Origin of the sequence: Halomarina salina, assembly GCF_023074835.1 — an archaeon.
Classification (GTDB): Archaea; Halobacteriota; Halobacteria; order Halobacteriales; family Haloarculaceae; genus Halomarina; species Halomarina salina.
In genome coordinates, this window is sequence record NZ_JALLGW010000001.1 from 493,429 (window position 1) to 511,318 (window position 17,890).

15 protein-coding genes are annotated in these 17,890 nt (G+C 68.0%); 2 read left to right on the forward strand and 13 right to left on the reverse strand.

Translation table 11 applies throughout. From position 1 onward, the window contains the following. Window positions 1-136 precede the first annotated feature (136 nt). Window positions 137-1,576: a sugar porter family MFS transporter gene (locus MX571_RS02545; RefSeq protein ID WP_368408973.1), complete on the forward strand. Its 1,440-nt coding sequence runs from the start codon at window positions 137-139 to the stop codon at window positions 1,574-1,576. A 7-nt stretch (window positions 1,577-1,583) separates the two neighbouring features. On the opposite strand, the gene MX571_RS02550 is transcribed toward MX571_RS02545, so the two are convergent. The 7 genes from MX571_RS02550 to MX571_RS02580 all read right to left on the reverse strand — a co-directional run bounded on the left by MX571_RS02550 (window position 1,584) and on the right by MX571_RS02580 (window position 9,387). After that, the gene (locus MX571_RS02550; protein WP_247414026.1) at window positions 1,584-1,997 is read right to left on the reverse strand and encodes a cupin domain-containing protein; all 414 of its coding nucleotides are present in this window, start codon (window positions 1,995-1,997) and stop codon (window positions 1,584-1,586) included. Window positions 1,998-2,145: 148 nt separating this feature from the next. After that, complete coding sequence (locus MX571_RS02555; protein WP_247414027.1) at window positions 2,146-3,486, reverse strand: MFS transporter; 1,341 nt, start codon at window positions 3,484-3,486, stop codon at window positions 2,146-2,148. A 151-nt stretch (window positions 3,487-3,637) separates the two neighbouring features. Then, window positions 3,638-4,906, reverse strand: coding sequence for a carboxypeptidase-like regulatory domain-containing protein (locus tag MX571_RS02560; RefSeq protein ID WP_247414028.1), 1,269 nt, complete (start codon window positions 4,904-4,906; stop codon window positions 3,638-3,640). 164 nt (window positions 4,907-5,070) lie between these two features. Then, window positions 5,071-6,018: a PfkB family carbohydrate kinase gene (locus MX571_RS02565; protein ID WP_247414029.1), complete on the reverse strand. Its 948-nt coding sequence runs from the start codon at window positions 6,016-6,018 to the stop codon at window positions 5,071-5,073. A 153-nt stretch (window positions 6,019-6,171) separates the two neighbouring features. Next, window positions 6,172-6,606, reverse strand: a complete 435-nt coding sequence (locus MX571_RS02570; protein WP_247414030.1) for an ester cyclase — start codon at window positions 6,604-6,606, stop codon at window positions 6,172-6,174. A 202-nt stretch (window positions 6,607-6,808) separates the two neighbouring features. After that, complete coding sequence (gene mutL / locus MX571_RS02575; RefSeq protein WP_247414031.1) at window positions 6,809-8,980, reverse strand: DNA mismatch repair endonuclease MutL; 2,172 nt, start codon at window positions 8,978-8,980, stop codon at window positions 6,809-6,811. Then, complete coding sequence (locus MX571_RS02580; protein WP_247414032.1) at window positions 8,977-9,387, reverse strand: NUDIX domain-containing protein; 411 nt, start codon at window positions 9,385-9,387, stop codon at window positions 8,977-8,979. Before MX571_RS02580 ends, mutL begins: the two co-directional genes overlap by 4 nt. A gap of 302 nt (window positions 9,388-9,689) precedes the next feature. Between MX571_RS02580 and MX571_RS02585 the strand changes: the two genes are divergently transcribed. Further along, on the forward strand, window positions 9,690-10,643 hold the full coding sequence (locus MX571_RS02585; protein WP_247414033.1) for a sulfite exporter TauE/SafE family protein: 954 nt from the start codon (window positions 9,690-9,692) through the stop codon (window positions 10,641-10,643). 55 nt (window positions 10,644-10,698) lie between these two features. Here MX571_RS02585 and MX571_RS02590 read toward each other — a convergent pair whose 3' ends face one another. The 6 genes from MX571_RS02590 to MX571_RS02615 all read right to left on the reverse strand — a co-directional run bounded on the left by MX571_RS02590 (window position 10,699) and on the right by MX571_RS02615 (window position 17,713). Further along, on the reverse strand, window positions 10,699-10,953 hold the full coding sequence (locus MX571_RS02590; RefSeq protein ID WP_247414034.1) for a hypothetical protein: 255 nt from the start codon (window positions 10,951-10,953) through the stop codon (window positions 10,699-10,701). A gap of 173 nt (window positions 10,954-11,126) precedes the next feature. Further along, window positions 11,127-11,429 carry a putative quinol monooxygenase gene (locus MX571_RS02595; protein ID WP_247414035.1) on the reverse strand — a complete coding sequence of 101 codons (303 nt, stop codon included), beginning with the start codon at window positions 11,427-11,429 and terminating at the stop codon, window positions 11,127-11,129. Between the two features lie 591 nt (window positions 11,430-12,020). Continuing rightward, window positions 12,021-14,177: a dipeptide ABC transporter ATP-binding protein gene (locus MX571_RS02600; RefSeq protein ID WP_247414036.1), complete on the reverse strand. Its 2,157-nt coding sequence runs from the start codon at window positions 14,175-14,177 to the stop codon at window positions 12,021-12,023. Between the two features lie 4 nt (window positions 14,178-14,181). Continuing rightward, window positions 14,182-15,084 (reverse strand): ABC transporter permease, encoded by a 903-nt coding sequence (locus MX571_RS02605; RefSeq protein WP_247414037.1) that lies wholly within the window; start codon window positions 15,082-15,084, stop codon window positions 14,182-14,184. Continuing rightward, window positions 15,084-16,046 (reverse strand): ABC transporter permease, encoded by a 963-nt coding sequence (locus tag MX571_RS02610; RefSeq protein WP_247414038.1) that lies wholly within the window; start codon window positions 16,044-16,046, stop codon window positions 15,084-15,086. Before MX571_RS02610 ends, MX571_RS02605 begins: the two co-directional genes overlap by 1 nt. Window positions 16,047-16,048: 2 nt before the next feature. Further along, window positions 16,049-17,713 (reverse strand): ABC transporter substrate-binding protein, encoded by a 1,665-nt coding sequence (locus MX571_RS02615; protein ID WP_247414039.1) that lies wholly within the window; start codon window positions 17,711-17,713, stop codon window positions 16,049-16,051. Window positions 17,714-17,890: the final 177 nt, after the last annotated feature.

Here is a 17,890-nt window from a genome sequence, read left to right on the forward strand (position 1 = left end):
GGTCTTCGCGCGCCAGCACCAGCTTCTTCCCGGCACCCAGAGAAGTCGGCGGAGTGCGCTTACTTACTCGGTGCGTCTCTAGTCGTAGCGCGAGCGAGAGTTGGAAGAGAGGGACGACCAGGGCGGGTGACGACGGGTGAGTCTCACGGACAGCGTCAATCAGCTACTCGACGCCGAACGCGACCACGGTGGGTACGTCTACGCGATGGCGCTCGTCGCCGCGTTCAACGGACTGCTGTTCGGGTTCGACACCGGCGTCATCTCGGGGGCGCTGCTCTACATCGAGGACTCGTTCGGGCTGTCGACGTTCCTCGAACAGGTAGTCACCAGCAGCGTCCTCGTCGGTGCGATACTCGGTGCCGCGACGGGCGGCCGACTGGCCGACCGGTTCGGTCGGCGACGACTCACGCTGGCCGGCGCCGTCGTGTTCTTCGTCGGGTCGCTTGGGATGGCGCTCTCGCCGAGCCTCCCGATGCTCATCGGCTGGCGAATCGTGGTGGGCGTCGCCGTGGGCGTCGCGTCGGTCATCGGCCCGCTGTACATCTCCGAGACGGCCCCGCCCGACATCCGGGGGTCGCTCGGATTCCTCCAGCAGTTGATGATTACGCTCGGCATCCTGCTGGCGTACGTGGTGAACTACCTCTTCGCCCCCTCGTTCCTCGAGGTCATCGGGTGGCGCTGGATGCTCGGGTTCGGTGCGGTGCCCGCCGTGGCGCTCGGCGTCGGGATGTACTTTCTGCCCGAGAGTCCACGCTGGCTGCTCGAACACGACCGGACCGAGGAGGCCCGGGACGTGCTGACGCGCATCCGAGAACACGGCGCGGTCGAGGAGGAGATCGAGGAGATACGGGAGGTCAGCGAGACGGAGGCGAAAGGCGGCCTCTCGGACCTGTTCGAACCGTGGGTCCGGCCGGCGCTGACCGTCGGTATCGGACTGGCGGTGCTCCAGCAGGTCAGCGGCATCAACACCATCCTCTACTACGCGCCGACCATCCTCAGCAACATCGGCCTCGGCGACATCGCGTCGCTGTTCGGCACGGTCGGTATCGGCGTCGTCAACGTCGTGATGACGGCCGTCGCCCTCCTGCTGGTCGACCGCGTCGGCCGGCGGCCGCTGTTGCTCGTCGGCGTCAGCGGGATGACCGTCATGCTCGGCCTCCTCGGCCTCGGGTTCTACCTGCCGGGGCTGTCGGGCGTCATCGGCTACATGACGCTCGCGAGCATGATCCTCTACGTCGCGTTCTTCGCCATCAGCCTCGGCCCGGTGTTCTGGCTGATGATCTCCGAGATCTACCCGCTGCGCATCCGGGGGACCGCCGAGGGCACCGCGAGCGTCTTCAACTGGGCGGCGAACCTGCTCGTCGCGCTGACGTTCCTCTCGCTCATCAACCGCTTCGGCGAGGCGCTCGGGTTCTGGACGCTCGGCGTCTTCTCGCTCGTCGCGCTCGTCTTCATCTACTTCCGCGTCCCCGAGACGATGGGTCGCTCGCTCGAGGAGATCGAGGCCGACCTCCGCGACAGCGCCATCGTCGGCCCGGACTCGGGGACGTCGGAGGCCCCCGACTCCTCGGAGTGACCGGCACTCAGCGGATGTCGGTCGCCTCCCCGGTCGACGCCGCGATGTTCTCCTCGGCCACCGCCATCAGCGCCTCCCACTCGTCGAGCGGACTGAACTCGACGAGCACCGTTCCCGCGTCGACCGCGATGGTGTGGTCCGGGGCCATGTAGTAGACGGTCCCCGCCTCGACCACCTCGTCGTGGTCGTCGTACCGGACGGTCATCCGCCCCGACAGCATGTACCCCCAGTGGGGGCACTGACACCGGTCGTTCGGGAGCCCCTTCAGGAGCGGCGCGTCCTCGTAGTCCTGCAGGTACGTCTCGTAGCCGACGCGCATGTCACCCCAGTACGCCTCCCGCCAGATGCCCTCGTCCATGCGAAAGGCCGTCTCGAACTCCGGCAGCGTGGCCTGTCGGCCGTGTGACTCTTCGACTGCCATGCCTCGCCTACGCTCGGGAGCGAAATAACTCGAACTCGGTCGGTTCGGACAGTATCGGTACCGTTCTCGTTCGTCGACGTCGTCACGTTCACCGGAGAATCGCACGCGCTCTCGAGCGACGATTCGATACCAGCACACTGGCGACGGCTCAGGTCGCGATGGCGTCCTCGAACTCCTCGCCGAAGACGAGGAACAGCACGACGCCAACGAGACCGACAGCGCTGGCGACGGTGAACGACAGTTCCGGCGAGTACTCGTACAGCAGACCGCCCAGCGCGGCGCTCGGGATGACCGCGAAGTTCCGGACGAGGTAGTACGACCCGGTCACCCGCCCGCCCGCGTCGGCCGCTGCGGGGCCGACGATGAGCGCCTTGTGCGCGGGAAGCCCGGCGAACCGGAGGCCCGAGAACGCGAACAGGAGCGTGACGACCAGCGGGTCCGCGGGCGCGGAGACGAGGAGTATCGGGAACACGGCGTAGACGAGGAAGCCCAGCGCGACGACCGGTTTCAGGCCGACGCGTCGGGAGAGCGCCGCGACGGGGGCCATCGTCAGGAGCGCGACGGTCATCTCCACCGCGAGGAGGACGCCGAAGAAGGCGGCGGGGTCGAGTCGCCCGACGACGGGCAGCGTCGCGCCCACTTCGAGGAACTCGACGACGACGATGACGAAGAACGTGTACACCATCCCGTTGGCGAACCGGACGAGCGTGTCGCCGACGAGCAGCGGCGGCAGTTCCTCGGGGAGCGAGCGCAGGTCCGCGACCACCTGGCCGACGCCCGCGAACGACTTGCCCAGGGTGTCCTCGGTGGCGTCGTAGAGGCGGTGCTGGGCGACGGTGCCGACGAACGCGACGGCCGCCGCGATGGCGAGGACGACGCGGAAGCCGTCCTCGAACGCGTAGGTGGCGAGGACGGCCGCCGCGACGAGCGGTCCGAGCAGGAAGGCGAGCCTGCGCACGGTCTCCGTCGAGGCGAACCCGGTCGCCAGTCGCTCGGGCGTGGTGGCCTGCTTGACGACGGCGAACGTCGCGCCGAGACCGAACGAACTCCAGCACTGCGCGAGCAGGAGTCCGAGGAAGACGCCGACGGGTATCGTCAGTTCCGGCAGCGAGACCGGCCCCAGCGTCACCGGGCCGGTCGTCACGACGCCGAACACGTCCGCGAACAGCCAGACGACGAACCCCAGCGACGACAGCAGGCCGAACAGCGTCAGCGCCCGGCGCGACCCGATGCGGTCCGACAGCGCGCCGCCGGGGTACGGGTACGCGAAGCTGATGACGTTCCCGAGCGTGCCGAACAGGCCGATGACGACCGCCCCCGCACCGAGGACGCGGAGGTACTCGGGGACGTAGCGACTCGTCATCTGGAACGCGAGGCTGAACGCGAACATCGCCAGCGAGAGCACCAGCACGTCGCGCTCGAACGAGACGAACTGCCGGAGCACCCCCCGGACGCTCGACTCGGCCTCCGACTCCGCCCCGGTTGCCATACGGACCCACCGACGCGCCGGGACAAGAAATCGCCTATGTCCGTCACCGACCGCTACTGTGAGAAACGGAGACGCGCCGCCGACGAGGGGAGAGCAGTCGAGAGCGAAGCGCGAGCGAGAGAGTGCGGAAGAACGTCGGTCGACTCGGGCGTCAGCGACGCCGGGCGAGGAACCCGAGGGTCGTCACGAGCGCGAGCAGGGCGAGCAGTCCGGTGAACCCGGGACCCGACCCGCCGGAGGAGTCGGCGGTCGTGATGACCCCGTCGGACGCCGTCGGCTCGGTCGTGGTGGACGTGACGGTCTCGTCCGCCGTCGTCGGCTCGGTCGTGGTGGGCGTCCCCTCGGCGGCCTGCTGGCTCGAGACGCCCTCGACGACGACGGCCTCGGAGCTGACGCCGGCCTTCACCGCGGTGACGTCGTGCTCGCCGGCGCCGTCGATGGAGAATCGGACGCTCCCCTGGTCGTTCGTCGTGCCGACGGTCTCACCGTCGGCGCGGAGGGTGGCGTCGGCGACCACGTCACCGTACTCGTCGGTGACGTCCACCAGGACGGTCTGGCCGACGACGACCTGGGTGTTCGTCGGCGAGACCGTCAGCGCGGGCGTCCGGTTGACGGTGAGCGTCATCGTGTCGTCGGACTCGCCGATGCGGACCGTCTGGGTGGTCGTCCCGTAACCCCCCTTCGAGATGCCGACCTCGAACTCGGCGTTGACGGGGACGCCGATGGAGAACGTCCCGTCCTCGGAGGTGTTGAACTGGCCGAGCGAGCCGACCTTCACGGTCGCCCCCGCCAGCGTCCGCGCCTCGTCGAAGTGGTCGTCGACGACGCGGAACCGGGCGGTCACCGCACCCTTCTCGACGGAGACCGTCTGGAAGGAGTACGACGAGCTGACCGACAGCGAGCGTTCGACGGAGTAGTAGCCCGACTTGACGACTTTGAGGTCGTAGTCGCCGCGTTCGAGCGTCTCGGCGTAGAAGCCGCCCTTGTCGTTCGTCGTCCCGTGGGCGACGGTCGTCCCGTCTCGGCTGATGGCGACGCGAGCATCGGAGAGCGCCTCGCCCTCGGCGGACTCGACGCGGACCGTCGCCGACCCTTCCTTCGCCACGTCGACCGTCACCGCACCGCCCTCCGCGGAGGCGACCATCTTGGGCACGTTCCGGACGTACTCGTCGTCCTCGACGTCGATGGCGACGCTCGCCCCCTCCGGGACGTCGATGAGCGCCTGTCCGTTCGCACGGGTCGTCTCGGTCACCGCTCCACCGTCCCAGGACGCGGTCAGGTTCGCGCCGCCGACGGAGTCACCGCTCTGGTCGACGACGGTCACCGTGAGTGTCACCTGCTGTTGGGCCGCGAGCGCCGTCGGCGCGCACGCCGAGACGAGCACCAACAGTGCCACGAACGAAACGTACTTCCTGTGCATACTGTCGGCTGAGGAAGAGGGTTACTAATCAGTATCGTCTCACATGATTGCCCCGTCGGAGCGACGAGGCCGCGACCGAGGTGCCGGCGTGTTCGACCCTCCTCGGCAGCGGTGGCGGCCCGAGAGCACCGAACGCACCGAGCGACCGGTCGCTCGGTGGTCGCTCAGCGGTCGGCCTCGTCCATCGCCGCGATGGTCGCCCGGTACTCGTCGGCGGTCGCCGTGAGGACGGGACCGGCGACGGTACGGGCGAGCGTCGCCCCCGCGACGCCGAAGTCGAGGGCTTCGGCGACGCGAGCCCCGGCGAGCGACCGCGAGAGGAACGCACCCGCGAACGCGTCGTGTGACCCGGTCGGGTCCACCGTCGGCGTCTCGACCGCCCGGCGCTCGTTGACCGTCGAGTCCTCCCAGACGATGGCTCCCCGCTCGCCGCGGGTGATAGCCACCTGCTCGACGTCGTAGCGCGACGCCAGCGTGTGCGCCATCTCGCGGGGCGTCTGGTCCGGACGCTCGACCAGTCGGGCGGCGTCCGACTCGCGGGCGACGAGCACGTCCACGTCGGGCAGCACTCGCTCGGCGGCGTCGCGGGCCATCTCCTCGGTCCAGCGCCCGCGGTCGGTCAGCGAGAACGCCGTCCGCACGTCGTTGCTGACGGCCGTCTTCATCAGCGTCGCGCAGGTCCGCGCGAGGTCCCTCGAGAGCGCCATCGTCGCCGCGGAGGTGTAGAACGCGTCGGCACCGGCCAGTCGCTGGACGGCGAGTTCCTCGGCGGAGACGGTCGTCACTGCCGCGTCCTCGACGTCGTCGACCGCGTGGTCGGCGCGGGGGCCGTTCCCTCGCTCGAAGAACCGCACGCCCTGTCGCCCCTCGTGGACCCACGTCGCGTCCACGTCGATGCCGTACCCGCGGAGCGCCCCCGCGACCCGTTCGCCGAGTGGCGTCTCGGGGAGACGCGACAGCCACACCGCGTCGGTGTCCAGGCTCGCCGCCGTGACGGCCGCGTTGCTCTCGACGCCGTCGACACGGACCCGGAGGCTGTCGGCGCTCGACAGGCGGTCGCCCGTCGGCGGTGCCAGCCACAGCGACGCCTCCCCGAACGTGACGAGCGTCACGGTCGCACCACCCTCTCGTCTGAACTGTCGAACTTCTTGAGAGTCATGCGCGAGGTGAAGGAGTGGGGGGTCAAAGTCGTTCCGCCGCCAGTGACGACGAGTGATAATCGGGTGGACAGGGCGGGAGACACCACCCTGTCACGGACGGCCGCGTCACTCGAAGGGCGACGCCACCACGCCGAGTTGCGTCAGCATGCCGAGCGTGTCGGGGTGGACCCACCGCTCGGCGATCATCCCGTCCTCGACGCGCGTGAACACCACGTTGTCCACCTCGAAGGACCGGCCTGTCGGTTCGATTCCCGCGAACTCGCCCTCGTGCGTGCCGCGGAGCGTGACGCGCATCGCGACGGTGTCGCCCTCGGCGACGCACTCCTCGACGCTCGCGGTCAGGTCCGGGAACGCGTCCAGCAGTCGTTCCATGTCCGCCCGAATCCACTCCCGGCCGTGGTGGTCTCCCATCGGGTCGTGTTCGACGGCGTCCTCGGCGTACACCTCGTCGACGAGGTCGAGGTCCTGTCGCGTGGCGATGTCCTCCGGGACGCGTCGAGCGATGCGCTCGTTCTCCTCCGTGCTTGTCGTTGCTACCATCGGTGTCACCTCGTGCGCCGCACGACCGGGTCACGACGCCGACGGACTCTCGGAGCGAGCGCCGAGCGACCTAGAGCGCTCTCCGACTAACTGTTGTCGGCCACGAGTCAGGTTCCGGGGGCGTTCGGCGCACAGCGCGGCGGCCGAGTGAGTCGGGCGAACGGGAGGACGGGCGAGTGAGCCGGGGGAGAAGAGGACCGGACTACAGTTCGTCTCGACGGCCGCCGTGGCCGGGGTAGTCCCGTTCGAACCGGTCCTCAATGTCCCCGCGGTCGAACGCGACGATGGTGGGGCGGCCGTGCGGGCAGGCGTAGGGGTTCTCGCAGTCGTCGAGCGCCGACAGCAGGTCGACGACCGTCCCCTCGCGCAGCGACGTGTTCCCCGTGATGGAGGGGTAACACGCCAGGTCCGCGAGCAGTTCGTCTGCCGCCTCGGTCACCGTCGCCGCGCCGTCGCCCGCGACGAACGCCGTCAGCAGGTCCGGGACGAGGTTCTCGTGGCCGGTCAGCAGCGCTGGCACCGACCGGACCTCGACGGTGCGCTCGTCGGTCAGTTCCGCGTCGAACCCGAGGTCGGTCAGCGCCTCGCGGTACGGGTCGAACAGCGTGGCCTCGCGCGCGGTGAGTTCGAGTTCGACCGGTTCGGCGAGCGTCTGGGCCGTCACGCCCTCGGCGAACTCCTCGCGGAGGCGCTCGTAGTTGATGCGCTCGTCCGCGGCGTGCTGGTCGACCAGGAGCAGGCCGTCCTCGGCGGCCGCGACGAGGTACGTCTCGTCGTACTGCCCGAGCACCCGCAACGGCGGCAGCCGCTCGTACTCGGGGTCCGGTGGGCGCTCGGAGAGCCGCGTCTGCTCGACCGGCCCCCTGAACTTCCGGTCCGGGTCGCTCTGGGCCGCAGTCTGTCGGTCTCCATCCGAAACGGAGGGGGTTCGGGAACCACTCACATCCGGGGTGGTCGCCGGGTCGTCGGCGTCGTCCTGCCGATCCGGGCGGGAGGACGCACCCGTCTGCTCGGACGACCCCGACGACGAACTCGAACGCGCACCCGCGGGCCGACCCCGACCGCTCGACTGCTGGCGGCCGGACCGCGTCGCGGGCGTGTCGGGAAGGCCACGCGGGTCCGCGCCCGTCGCGTTCGTCCGGTTCGTGTCGGTAGAGGCGTCGGCCGACGAGGAGTGGTCTCCGGACGTAGTAGTGTTCGTACCGCCGTTCGCGTCTGCGGCGGCTGACTGCTCCTCGTCCGTGTCGCTCGCTCGCTCGGGAGCGATGTCGGTCTGCTCGGGGGCCGACCGGCCGCGGGGCGCGCGCGACCGAATCAGTCCCGCGTCCAGCAGCGAGCGCTCGACGCTCGTCTCGACCTGCGCTCTGACGCCCTGTTCGTCTTCGAACCGGACCTCCAGTTTGCGGGGGTGGACGTTGACGTCGACCGTCGCCGGGTCCACGTCGAGGAAGACGACGGCGAACGGGTAGCGGTCGGGGGCGAGTTGCCCGCCGTAGGCCCCCACGACGGCCTCGCGGACGGCACGGGCGGTGACCCAGCGACCGTCGACGAACGTGGCGACGTACTCCGGACTCGCGCGCGTCGTCTCCGGGTGGCTGACGAGTCCCGAGACGCCCGCCAGTGGCCCGTCGGGCGCGTCGGCGTCGACGGACGTCATCGAACTCGCCACCTCGCGGCCGTACACCGACATGACCGCCGAGCGCAGGTCGCCGCGCCCCGTCGTGGCGAACCGCTCGCGGCCGTCGGTCTCGAAGGTGACCGCGACGTCCGGGTTCGCCAGGGCGTAGCCCGTGACGACCCGCTGGACGTGGTCGGCCTCCGTAGTTGGCTGTTTCAGGTACTTCCGGCGCGCCGGGACGTTGTAGAACAGGTCCTCGACGACGACGGTGGTGCCCTCCGGACAGCCGGCGGGACCGACGTGGGTCGTCTCGCCACCCTCGACCCGTACCTCGGTCCCCCGTGCGCCGCCGTGCGGTTTCGTCGTGACGGTCAGCCGCGACACCGCGGCGATGGCGTACAGCGCTTCACCGCGGAAGCCGAGCGTGCTGACCCCCGCTTCGAGGTCGTCGATGTCGCGTATCTTCGAGGTGGTGTGCTTCTCGACGGCGCGACGGGCGGCCGACTCGCCCATCCCGTGACCGTCGTCCTCGACGCGGATGCCGTCGATACCGCCGTTCTCGACGGCGACCCGTACTCTGGAGGCGTCGGCGTCGATAGCGTTCTCGACGAGTTCCTTCACGACCGAGGCGGGTCGTTCGACGACCTCGCCCGCCGCGATGCGCTCGACGGTGGTGGCGTCGAGTTCGCGGATGGCGGGCGAGTCGTCCTCGTCAGTCGTTCCGGAACCGTCCGTGTCGTCGCCGCTCCCGGTCATCGGCGCCCACCCCACGCCCGTTCGATGGCGACGGCGAGCGGCTCGCCGCGCACTCGCTGGGCCGCCTGCTTCGGAGGCAGCCAGACGTAGTCGTCGTGTTCGTCGTTGAGCGTGACCGCCCGTTCCTCGGCCTCACAGCGGTAGACGACGGTGAACATCGGTTCGCCGTCGTCGTTGGTCCAGAGGTCGGTGCCTGTGAGCACCGGCCGCTCGACGGTGACGGTGAGGGACGTCTCCTCGCGCATCTCGCGTATCAGCGCCGCCTCGGCCGACTCACCGGCGTTGACGCGCCCACCCGGAATGACCCACTTCCCCTCGGGGTGCTGGACGAGCAACACGTCGCCGGCCGGGCCGAACGTCACCGCCTTCTGGGTTACGTTCCCGCGGAAGTGCGTCTCCTCGGTCACGCCCGGCCCCTCCGCCGGTCCCCGCGGGGGCGACCGACAGTCGTCGTCTGCCTGCCGATGGTCATCGGCGATACCTCGATACGGAGCGCCATCAATCCGGCGTTGACCGTTCCTCGACACACGTTGTCATTCACCAACCGAAGCCGACTGTTCGGGCACCAAGGCACAGGCAAAACGTACACCGAGTCGAACACTTTTTCAGGTCCGACCCGAACGACGCGGCACACGATGTTACTCACAGGACCCAGTCCGTCGAGCAGTTGCGACGCCGTCGAACTGCCCGCGTGCGGGGTGGTCACCTGATGTTCGGCACGGGCGTCTCGGCGGTCGGCCTCGTGGTCCTCGTCCTCCTCGGGTTCGTCATCGCGACGACGGTCAACACGTTCGCGATGGAGGCGGCGGTGCTGTTCACCCCGGCGTTCATGTTCGTCTTCCCCGTCCTCGTGCCGGGGTTCCCGAGCGTCGGCGTCAACGCCGCCATCGGACTGGCGCTGTTCGTCGAACTGTTCGGCTACAGCTCCAGCGTCTCGGCGTACTGGTTCCGCCACCAGATCGACTTCCACGTCGCCGCGAAGCTGCTGGCCATCACCGTTCCCGTCGCCGTCGTCGCCCGCGTCGGGTCGTACCTCGTCCCGTCGGACCTGCTGATGCTGGCGTTCGGAGGCCTGCTGGTGACGCTCTCGGTCGTCCTCTACGAGTCCCACGAGCGCGGCCCGTCCATCCTCGACACGCTGCTGGAGAAACCCGTGCTGGGGCTGACCGACGCGGTCCCCGACGAGTACGAGCCGCGGACGCGCGTCCTCGCCGACGGGGGGACCGTCGAGGCGGGGACGCGCGACGGGTTCGACCTCGAACCGCTCGACACCGCCGTCACGTTCGTCGGCGGCCTGCTCGCCGGACTCGTCGGCATCGCCGTCGGCGAACTCACGCAGACGATGCTCACCGTGCGGAAGAAGGTGCCAATCGACGTCTCCACGGGGACGAGCGCGCTCGTCCTCCACGTCACCATCGTCGCGGCGCTGGTGACGAACCTGCTCCTGCTCCGGTTCGCGCCCGCCATCGCTGGCGAGGGGTTCACCGTCCCGTTCGGCGTCGGAACGTTCGTCGCCGTCGGCTGTCTGTTCGGCGGACAGATGGGCGCGTTCCTCAACAACCGACTCTCGGAGGAGACGGTCCTCCAGATGCTGATGGTCGCGTACTTCGTCATCGGCGTCTTCGTCGTCGGGCGGACGCTGCTGGCTGGCACCGCACACTGACCGCTGCGGAGCGCACCGCTCCGGCCCTCCGTCGACGGGCACTACTCGACGCCGCTCACACGAGCGAGACGACGAGTCTGAACGGACTCTCCGTCTCCTCGACGTGGAGTCCGTAGCGCTCAGCGACGGTCTCGACTGACTCCCTGAAGGAGTCGCTATCGAACGTCAGGGGGACCGGGTTCACGACCTCGAACCGACCATCGAGCGCGTCGCTCGTGTGAATGTCGATGTACTCGTCGGCCCGGAGCAGACGCTCGCATTCGGACAGCCGTTCCGAATCTGAGCGAACGTTCGTTTGGCGTATCGCCATAATTGGTTGTGTATCGTCAACACCATAGTTGTTCCCCCCGTTACCCCGGTATGACGCGTCTTAACCGGAGCGACGAGGTGCGGTTAGCGGACTCCTACCACCAGTAGAGAGGCATTTCGGAGTGAGCGAACGGGGCGAATTGCCGCCGAAAGGAGAAACTGGTCGAACGTGGGTTACATCAGCTGCGTCGAGTCCGACACTTCGTACTTGTACAGTTCGACGTCGCCGCCCGCGAACGACGGGAGTCGCTCCTGGAACGTTCCGAAGTGGTCGCTGGTCATGTGTGCCTCGACCGCCTCCTCGTCCTCGTACTGCTCGACGATGCGGACCGTGTGCTCGTCGTCCACGTCGCTGGTGACGCGGTAGTCGACGACGCCCGACTCCGCGCGCGACTGCTCGCCGAGTTCGGTGAGCGCCTCGATAGCCTCGTCGCGACTGTCCGGGTCGATGGGGATGACGGCGTACTGGAGTATCATCGCACGTCACGTGCGTCGGTGAACGGCAAAAAGCCCCCGTCGAACTGAGTCGCTCGCGACCCGTCAGACTGCGGTCGAGTGAAGAACATCGCTGAAGTTTTCCGAAGCTATAAACTTCAATTGAGTTTCTTCTATCCGTCCCCGTGCTCATCTCGTCTCGCCTGGAGACGTGACATCGTCGAGCACCGAATCGGCTCCATCGAGCGGCCCCAGAACCGCCATGAGCCCCAGTTCCCACTGCCGAAGGGCAGAGAGCCTAGTGTCGCGAGCGTCGGGGCGTGGTCCTGGGCGGACGGCCAGATCGGGCCCGACGTCGTGTACCTAAAACCACCACGTTCGTCGGTCTAGAACGGTTTGAACACCATTTCGTGCTCAGTGACGGTCCGACGAACGTCCGAGAACCGATACTCGGAGAGACCTATCCTAGAGACGACGTTCGAGCGTAGTAAACGGTAATATCGTTTAACTATTCTGTAGTTCTATCATTCAGGAGTCAGTAGAGAGGACGATGCTGATTCGACACGACGGGTCCGCGGGTCGACGAATGGTCTCACCACCGAGACGAGCGCAGCGAGGGGAGATCCCCCGAAGTCACCGATTCGAGGTCGCGTCGCTGGTCTCGACCGGTTCCGACATCTCCTCGACCGAGAGGTGGCAGGCGATGTGGTGCCCGTCGCCGACGTCCTCCAGCGCCGGGTCGTCGCGTTCGCAGACGTCGCCGATCTTCTTCGGACAGCGAGTCCGGAAGGAACAGCCCGAGGGCGGGTCGATGGGACTCGGGACGGTTCCCTCCAGCAGCACGCGGTTCGTCCGTCTGGTCGGGTCGGCGTGGGGGACCGCCGACAGCAACGCCTGCGTGTACGGGTGGAACGGCACGTCGAACACGTCCTCGACGGTGCCGAACTCGGCGACCTCGCCGAGGTACATCACCGCGAGGCGGTCGCAGATGTGCTTGACGACGCCGATGTTGTGCGAGATGAACAGGTAGGCGATGTTCTCCTCGGCCTGTATCTCGTTGAGCAGGTTGAGGATCTGCGCCTGGACGCTCACGTCGAGCGCCGAGACGGGTTCGTCGCAGACGATGAGTCGCGGTTCGACTGCGAGCGCGTGGGCGATGGCGACGCGCTGCTGTTGCCCGCCGGAGAACTCGTGGGGGAACTTCCCCGCGGCGTTCGCCGAGAGGCCGACACGTTCTAGCAACTCGCCGACGCGCTGGCGCTTCTCCTCGCCCGTCGCGACGCCGTGTTTCTCCATCGCGCGGCCGATGATGCCCCCCACGGTCTTGCGGGGGTTGAGCGAGGAGCCGGGGTCCTGGAATATCATCTGCATCTCCGCCCGCAGGCTCCGTATCTCGCTGTCCCCCAGTTCGTGGAGCGGCTGGTCGTCGAAGTACACCGCGCCGTCGGTGGGTTCGAGCAGTTGCAGGACGGTCCGTGCGACCGTCGACTTCCCACAGCCGGACTCGCCGACGAGTCCGACCGTCTCGCCGGGGTAGATGTCGAAGTCCACCCCGTCGACGGCCTTGACGTACCGTCGTTCGAGCTTCGGCAGGCCCCCTCCCGAACTATCGAACGAGAGGCTCCCGAGCAGTCCGTCACCGGCCGAGAAGTGCTTCTTCAGTCCCTCGACGCGCAACAGCGGGTCGCCCGAGCGGTCGACCGCCTTGCCGACGCCAGCGGCCTCCGGTACCCGTCCCTCGGAGAGGTCGAGTTCGTCGGCGCGGACGCAGGCCGCGGCCGATGGCGTCCCCTCGACGGGTTCCAGCGGTGGGTCCCCGGGCGTCTTGCACCCTTCTTCGGCGTACCGACAGCGCGGGGCGAAGTTACAGCCGGTGGGGAGGTCGGTGAGGTCCGGCATCGACCCGGCGAGCGTGGGGAGTTCGTCGTACTCGCGGTCGGTCTCCGGGATGGAGTCGATGAGCCCGCGAGTGTACGGGTGCGTCGGGCGGGCGAACAGCGCCTCCAGTTCGGCCTTCTCGACGAGGTTGCCGGCGTACATCACGCCGACGGTGTCGCAGGTCTGGGCGACGACGCCGAGGTTGTGCGTGATCATCAGGATGGCCATCCCGCGTTCGGCCTGCAGTTCGTTGAGCAGGTCGAGTATCTTCGCCTGCGTCGTCACGTCGAGCGCCGTCGTCGGTTCGTCGGCGATGATGAGGTCGGGTTCGCAGGCGAGCCCGATGGCGATGAGGACGCGCTGGCGCATCCCGCCCGAGAACTCGTGCGGGTAGTCCGAGAACCGGTCGGCGGCGTCGGGGATACCGGTCTCGGCCATCGCGTCGACGGCGATACGCTTCGCCTCGGACTCCGAGACGTCCTGGTGGCGCTCGACGGTCTCGACGATCTGACTGCCGACCGTCAGCACGGGGTTGAGCGACCGCATCGGGTCCTGCGGGACGAGCGCGATGCGGTTGCCCCTGACGGCCTGCATCTCCCGCTCGGACTTGGCGGCGAGGTCCTCGCCGTCGAAGAGAATCTCGCCCCCGCTCACCTCGCCGGGCCAGTCGACGAGGCCCATGATGGAGCGAGCGGTGACGGACTTGCCGGCTCCGCTCTCCCCGACGATGCCCATCGTCTCGCCCCGGTCGAGGGTGAACGAGACGTCGTTCACGGCGACGACCGGGTCGTCGTCGGTGTGGAACTCCGTACGCAGGTCCCGCACGTCGAGGAGCGGGTCGCCGGTGGCTCCTGCGCTCGTCGCGTCCGTGGCCGCGGTCGTGGTCGAGGTGGTGTCGTAGCTCTCACTCATGGTTTCACTGCTCCACCGTGTCGACCTTCGGGTCCAGCACGTCGCGCAGGCCGTCGCCGAGCATGTTGAACCCGATGACGGCGAAGGCGATGGCGAAGCCGGGGAAGATGATCATCCACGGTGCGGTCTGCATGAACCCCCGACCGTTGTTTATCATCAGCCCCCAGGACGGTTTCGGGGGCTGTGCGCCGAGGCCGAGGAACGACAGCGACGCCTCCGCCAGCATGGCGAAGGCGATGTTTATCGAGGCCTGCACCAGCAGCGGCGCGAGGCAGTTCGGGAGCACCTCCCGGAACACGATGTAGGAGTCCGTCTCGCCGCGAGCGACGGCGGACTCGACGTACTCCTCGTTGCGTTCGGAGAGCGCCGCCGACCGCCCGACGCGGGCGATGTACGGGGTGTAGACGAACGCCAGCGCGAGGACGACGTTGTTCAGGTTCGGCCCGAGGACCACCATCACCGTCAGCGCGAGGAGGATGGGCGGGAACGCCATCGCGGCGTCCATCACGCGCATCAACCCCTCGTCGACGAGTCCGCCGGAGTAGCCGGCGACGACGCCGATGGTCGTCCCGACGAGCAACGCGCCGACGATGGAGCCGAAGCCGACGTACAGCGAGATGCGACTCCCCATCACGATGCGGCTGAAGATGTCGCGCCCGAGGTCGTCCGTTCCGAACAGGTGGTCCGCCGACGGGGCCTCCGAGCGGTCCGCGACGTTCGTCTCCGAGATGGAGTACGGCGCGATGACCGGCGCGAGCGCCGCGACGAGGACGAGCGTCAGGACGACGACCAGCCCGAGCATCGCCTTCGTGTTGTGGCGGAACTGCCGGGCGAGGTGTCCGTAGCGCTCTTTCTGGGCAGTCGAGAGGCCGAAGCGCGAACTCGTCGTCGAGGAGTCCGTCGCCATCAGCTCTCACCCCCGTAGCGGATGCGCGGGTCGAAGTACGCGTACAGCACGTCGGCCGCGAGGTTCGACAGCATGTACATCACCGCGACGACGATGATACAGCCCTGTAGCAGGGGGATGTCCCGCGACTGGATGGCGGTGAGGGTGAGCTGTCCCATCCCCGGCCAGAAGAACACCTGTTCGAGGACGACGATGCCCCCGAAGGCGTACGCGAACTGGAACGCGACGACCGTGATGACCGGGATGACGGCGTTGCGAAACGCGTGTCTGAGCACGACGACGCGTTCGCTCATCCCCTTCGCGCGGGCGAGTTTGACGTACTCGTCGCCCAGTTCCTCGAGCATCGACGACCGCGTCATCCGCATCACGTACGCCGTCAGCGCGAACCCCATCGACGTCGCCGGCAACACGAGGTGGCGGAGCGTCGTCCCCCACCCGTCCTGCGACGGCGGGGCGTAGCCCCCCGTCGGGAACCAGTTCAGCCAGACGGCGAACACGAGGATGAACACCAGCCCCCAGAGGAAGATGGGGATGGAGACGCCGACGAACCCGAACATCGAGGCGGCGACGTCGGCCGGTTCGTTCTGCTTCACGGCGGCGATGACGCCCAGCGGCAGCGACATGACCACGGCGAACGCCGTCGCGGCGACCGCTAGCAGCAGCGACCGCGGCAGTCGCTCGGCGATGAGCCCCCAGACGGGGCCGCCGAAGCGGATGGACTCCCCGAGGTCCAGGTGGAACAGCGCCCACAGCCAGTCGACGTACTGCTTCCAGAGCGGCTCGTTCAGCCCGAGGTCCGCACGCAACGCCTGCAGGCTCGCCTCGTTGGCGTTCGGACCGAGGATGAGCACCGCGACGTCGCCCGGCAGCACGTTCGTGACGACGAACGTGATGAGCGTCACGAACAGCAGGGTCACCGAGAGGAACCCCACGCGCCGCAGCAGGTAGCTGACCATCGACATGGCTAGCTTTCGAGCCAGTTGTCGTGGAAGCGCAGCGTCGACCCGTCGGGCGTGCCGATCTTCCCCTTGTACCGGGGCTGTGCGCCGTAGAGGTTCGCCTGCCAGAACAGCAGCAGGTGACCCGCACGGTCGTCGTGCATGATCTGCGTCGCCTCCTTGTACAGTTTCGCGCGCTCGGCCTCGTCGTACAGGTGTCGCGCCTCCTCGACCTTGCTGTTGTACTCGTCGTTCGACCAGCCGGTGAAGAAGAACGCCCCCTCCGGGTGGAGGAACTTGTAGAACGACACGTCGGGGTAGTAGAGCGCGAGGTACGACGACGTGGTCGCCTCGAAGTTCTTCTTCGAGTAGACGTCGCTGAGCCACGAGTTCCAGGTTATCTTCTGGATGTTCAGTTCGATACCGGCCTCGCTGGCCTGGTCGGCGATGACCTGTGCGGCCTGGACCTGCGCGGGGTACGACTGGGGTATCTTGAACGAGACGCTGAACCCGTCGCCCATCCCCGCGTTCTCCAGGTGCTCCTGGGCCTTGTCGAGGTCACGCGGTCGCGGTTGCACGTCCTCGTTCACCCAGGGACTCTCGGGCGTCGCCGGACTCGCCGTCGGCTGACCGGTGCCGTACAGCGCCGCCTCCGTCACCTCCGCCTTGTCGAACGAGTAGTCGAGTGCGAGCCGCGCGTCCCGGTTGTCGAACGGCGCCTGCTCGCAGTTCATCCCGAGGTAGACGAGCGACTTGGGGAAGTTCTTCTCGAAGCGGACCGAACCGTTCTGCTGGATGCGCTGGACGTCCTTCGGCGGGATGCCGTTGATGAAGTCGTACTCGCCCGCCGTGAACGACTGGAGGCGGACGCTGGCGTCGGCGATCTCGGACTTGACGACCTTGTCGATGAACGGCCCGTTCTCCTCGCTCGCCGCCCAGTAGTCGTCGAACTTCGTCATCGTGAACGACGACTCGACCTCGCGGCTGTCGTACTGGTACGGTCCGGTACCGATGGGCTCCTTTATCTCGCTCTTCTCGGCCTCCGACGCCGGCACCACCGCGAGTTCCGCCGTCGACATCTTCGCGATGAACGGGGCGAACGGCTCGGACAGCGTCACCGAGAACTCGTAGTCGCTCGGGGCCGCCATCGAGTCCACCATCTGCATGAACCCGTTGGCGACAAACTTCTCGTTGCCGGCGACCCGCTCGTAGGAGGCCTTCACGTCTTCGGCGGTCATCTCCTCGCCGTTGTGGAACGTCACCCCCTCGTGGAGCGTGAACGAGAGCTTCGTGTTGTCCTCCGACGTCTCCATCTCCTTCGCCAGGAGCGGCTCGAACGTGTAGTCCGGCTGGAGTCGGACGAGCCCCTCGACCATGTTCTCCAGGACGCGCTTCGACGCCGCGGCCGTGTCGATGTGCGGGTCGAGCCCCTGGACCGGGACCGCGCCGCCCCACTTGAGCGTCCCGCCGGACTGGGCGTTGCCCACGTTGGCGGTGGTCCCTGTGGCACCACCGGTACCGCCGCCTCCGCCCCCGCCGGTGGTTCCGCCGCCGTCTCCGTCGGAGCCGCCGCCACCGAGGCAGCCAGCCAGACCGAGAGCCCCCGCCGACGCTGCCGCGATGAAACGCCGCCGGGCGAGGCCGGTTCTATCACTGTCGTCGCTGTCGTGCCCGCTGCTATCCCGCCGCATGATACCACCAACCGCACACCGACTAATAAATTTATGGAAAGTCGGTCTGTCGCTCGTGTCAGCACGATTGAACGGCTCCCTGCCCAGTCCGTCGACGGACGTGCAACTTACCCGCGCGGAAGGAACTGGAGTCGAGCGCACACGGGAGCGGGCAATCGAGGATGAGTAGCCGAAGTG

What these genes read in the sequence shown, in the direction of transcription:
- MX571_RS02550 (WP_247414026.1), bottom strand. Translation starts at nt 1,997, where the DNA reads ATGGCAGTCGAAGAGTCACACGGCCGACAGGCCACGCTGCCGGAGTTC.
- MX571_RS02555 (WP_247414027.1), bottom strand. Translation starts at nt 3,486, where the DNA reads ATGGCAACCGGGGCGGAGTCGGAGGCCGAGTCGAGCGTCCGGGGGGTG.
- MX571_RS02560 (WP_247414028.1), bottom strand. Translation starts at nt 4,906, where the DNA reads ATGCACAGGAAGTACGTTTCGTTCGTGGCACTGTTGGTGCTCGTCTCG.
- MX571_RS02570 (WP_247414030.1), bottom strand. Translation starts at nt 6,606, where the DNA reads ATGGTAGCAACGACAAGCACGGAGGAGAACGAGCGCATCGCTCGACGC.
- mutL (WP_247414031.1), bottom strand. Translation starts at nt 8,980, where the DNA reads ATGACCGGGAGCGGCGACGACACGGACGGTTCCGGAACGACTGACGAG.
- MX571_RS02585 (WP_247414033.1), top strand. Translation starts at nt 9,690, where the DNA reads ATGTTCGGCACGGGCGTCTCGGCGGTCGGCCTCGTGGTCCTCGTCCTC.
- MX571_RS02590 (WP_247414034.1), bottom strand. Translation starts at nt 10,953, where the DNA reads ATGGCGATACGCCAAACGAACGTTCGCTCAGATTCGGAACGGCTGTCC.
- MX571_RS02595 (WP_247414035.1), bottom strand. Translation starts at nt 11,429, where the DNA reads ATGATACTCCAGTACGCCGTCATCCCCATCGACCCGGACAGTCGCGAC.
- MX571_RS02600 (WP_247414036.1), bottom strand. Translation starts at nt 14,177, where the DNA reads ATGAGTGAGAGCTACGACACCACCTCGACCACGACCGCGGCCACGGAC.
- MX571_RS02605 (WP_247414037.1), bottom strand. Translation starts at nt 15,084, where the DNA reads ATGGCGACGGACTCCTCGACGACGAGTTCGCGCTTCGGCCTCTCGACT.
- MX571_RS02610 (WP_247414038.1), bottom strand. Translation starts at nt 16,046, where the DNA reads ATGTCGATGGTCAGCTACCTGCTGCGGCGCGTGGGGTTCCTCTCGGTG.
- MX571_RS02615 (WP_247414039.1), bottom strand. Translation starts at nt 17,713, where the DNA reads ATGCGGCGGGATAGCAGCGGGCACGACAGCGACGACAGTGATAGAACC.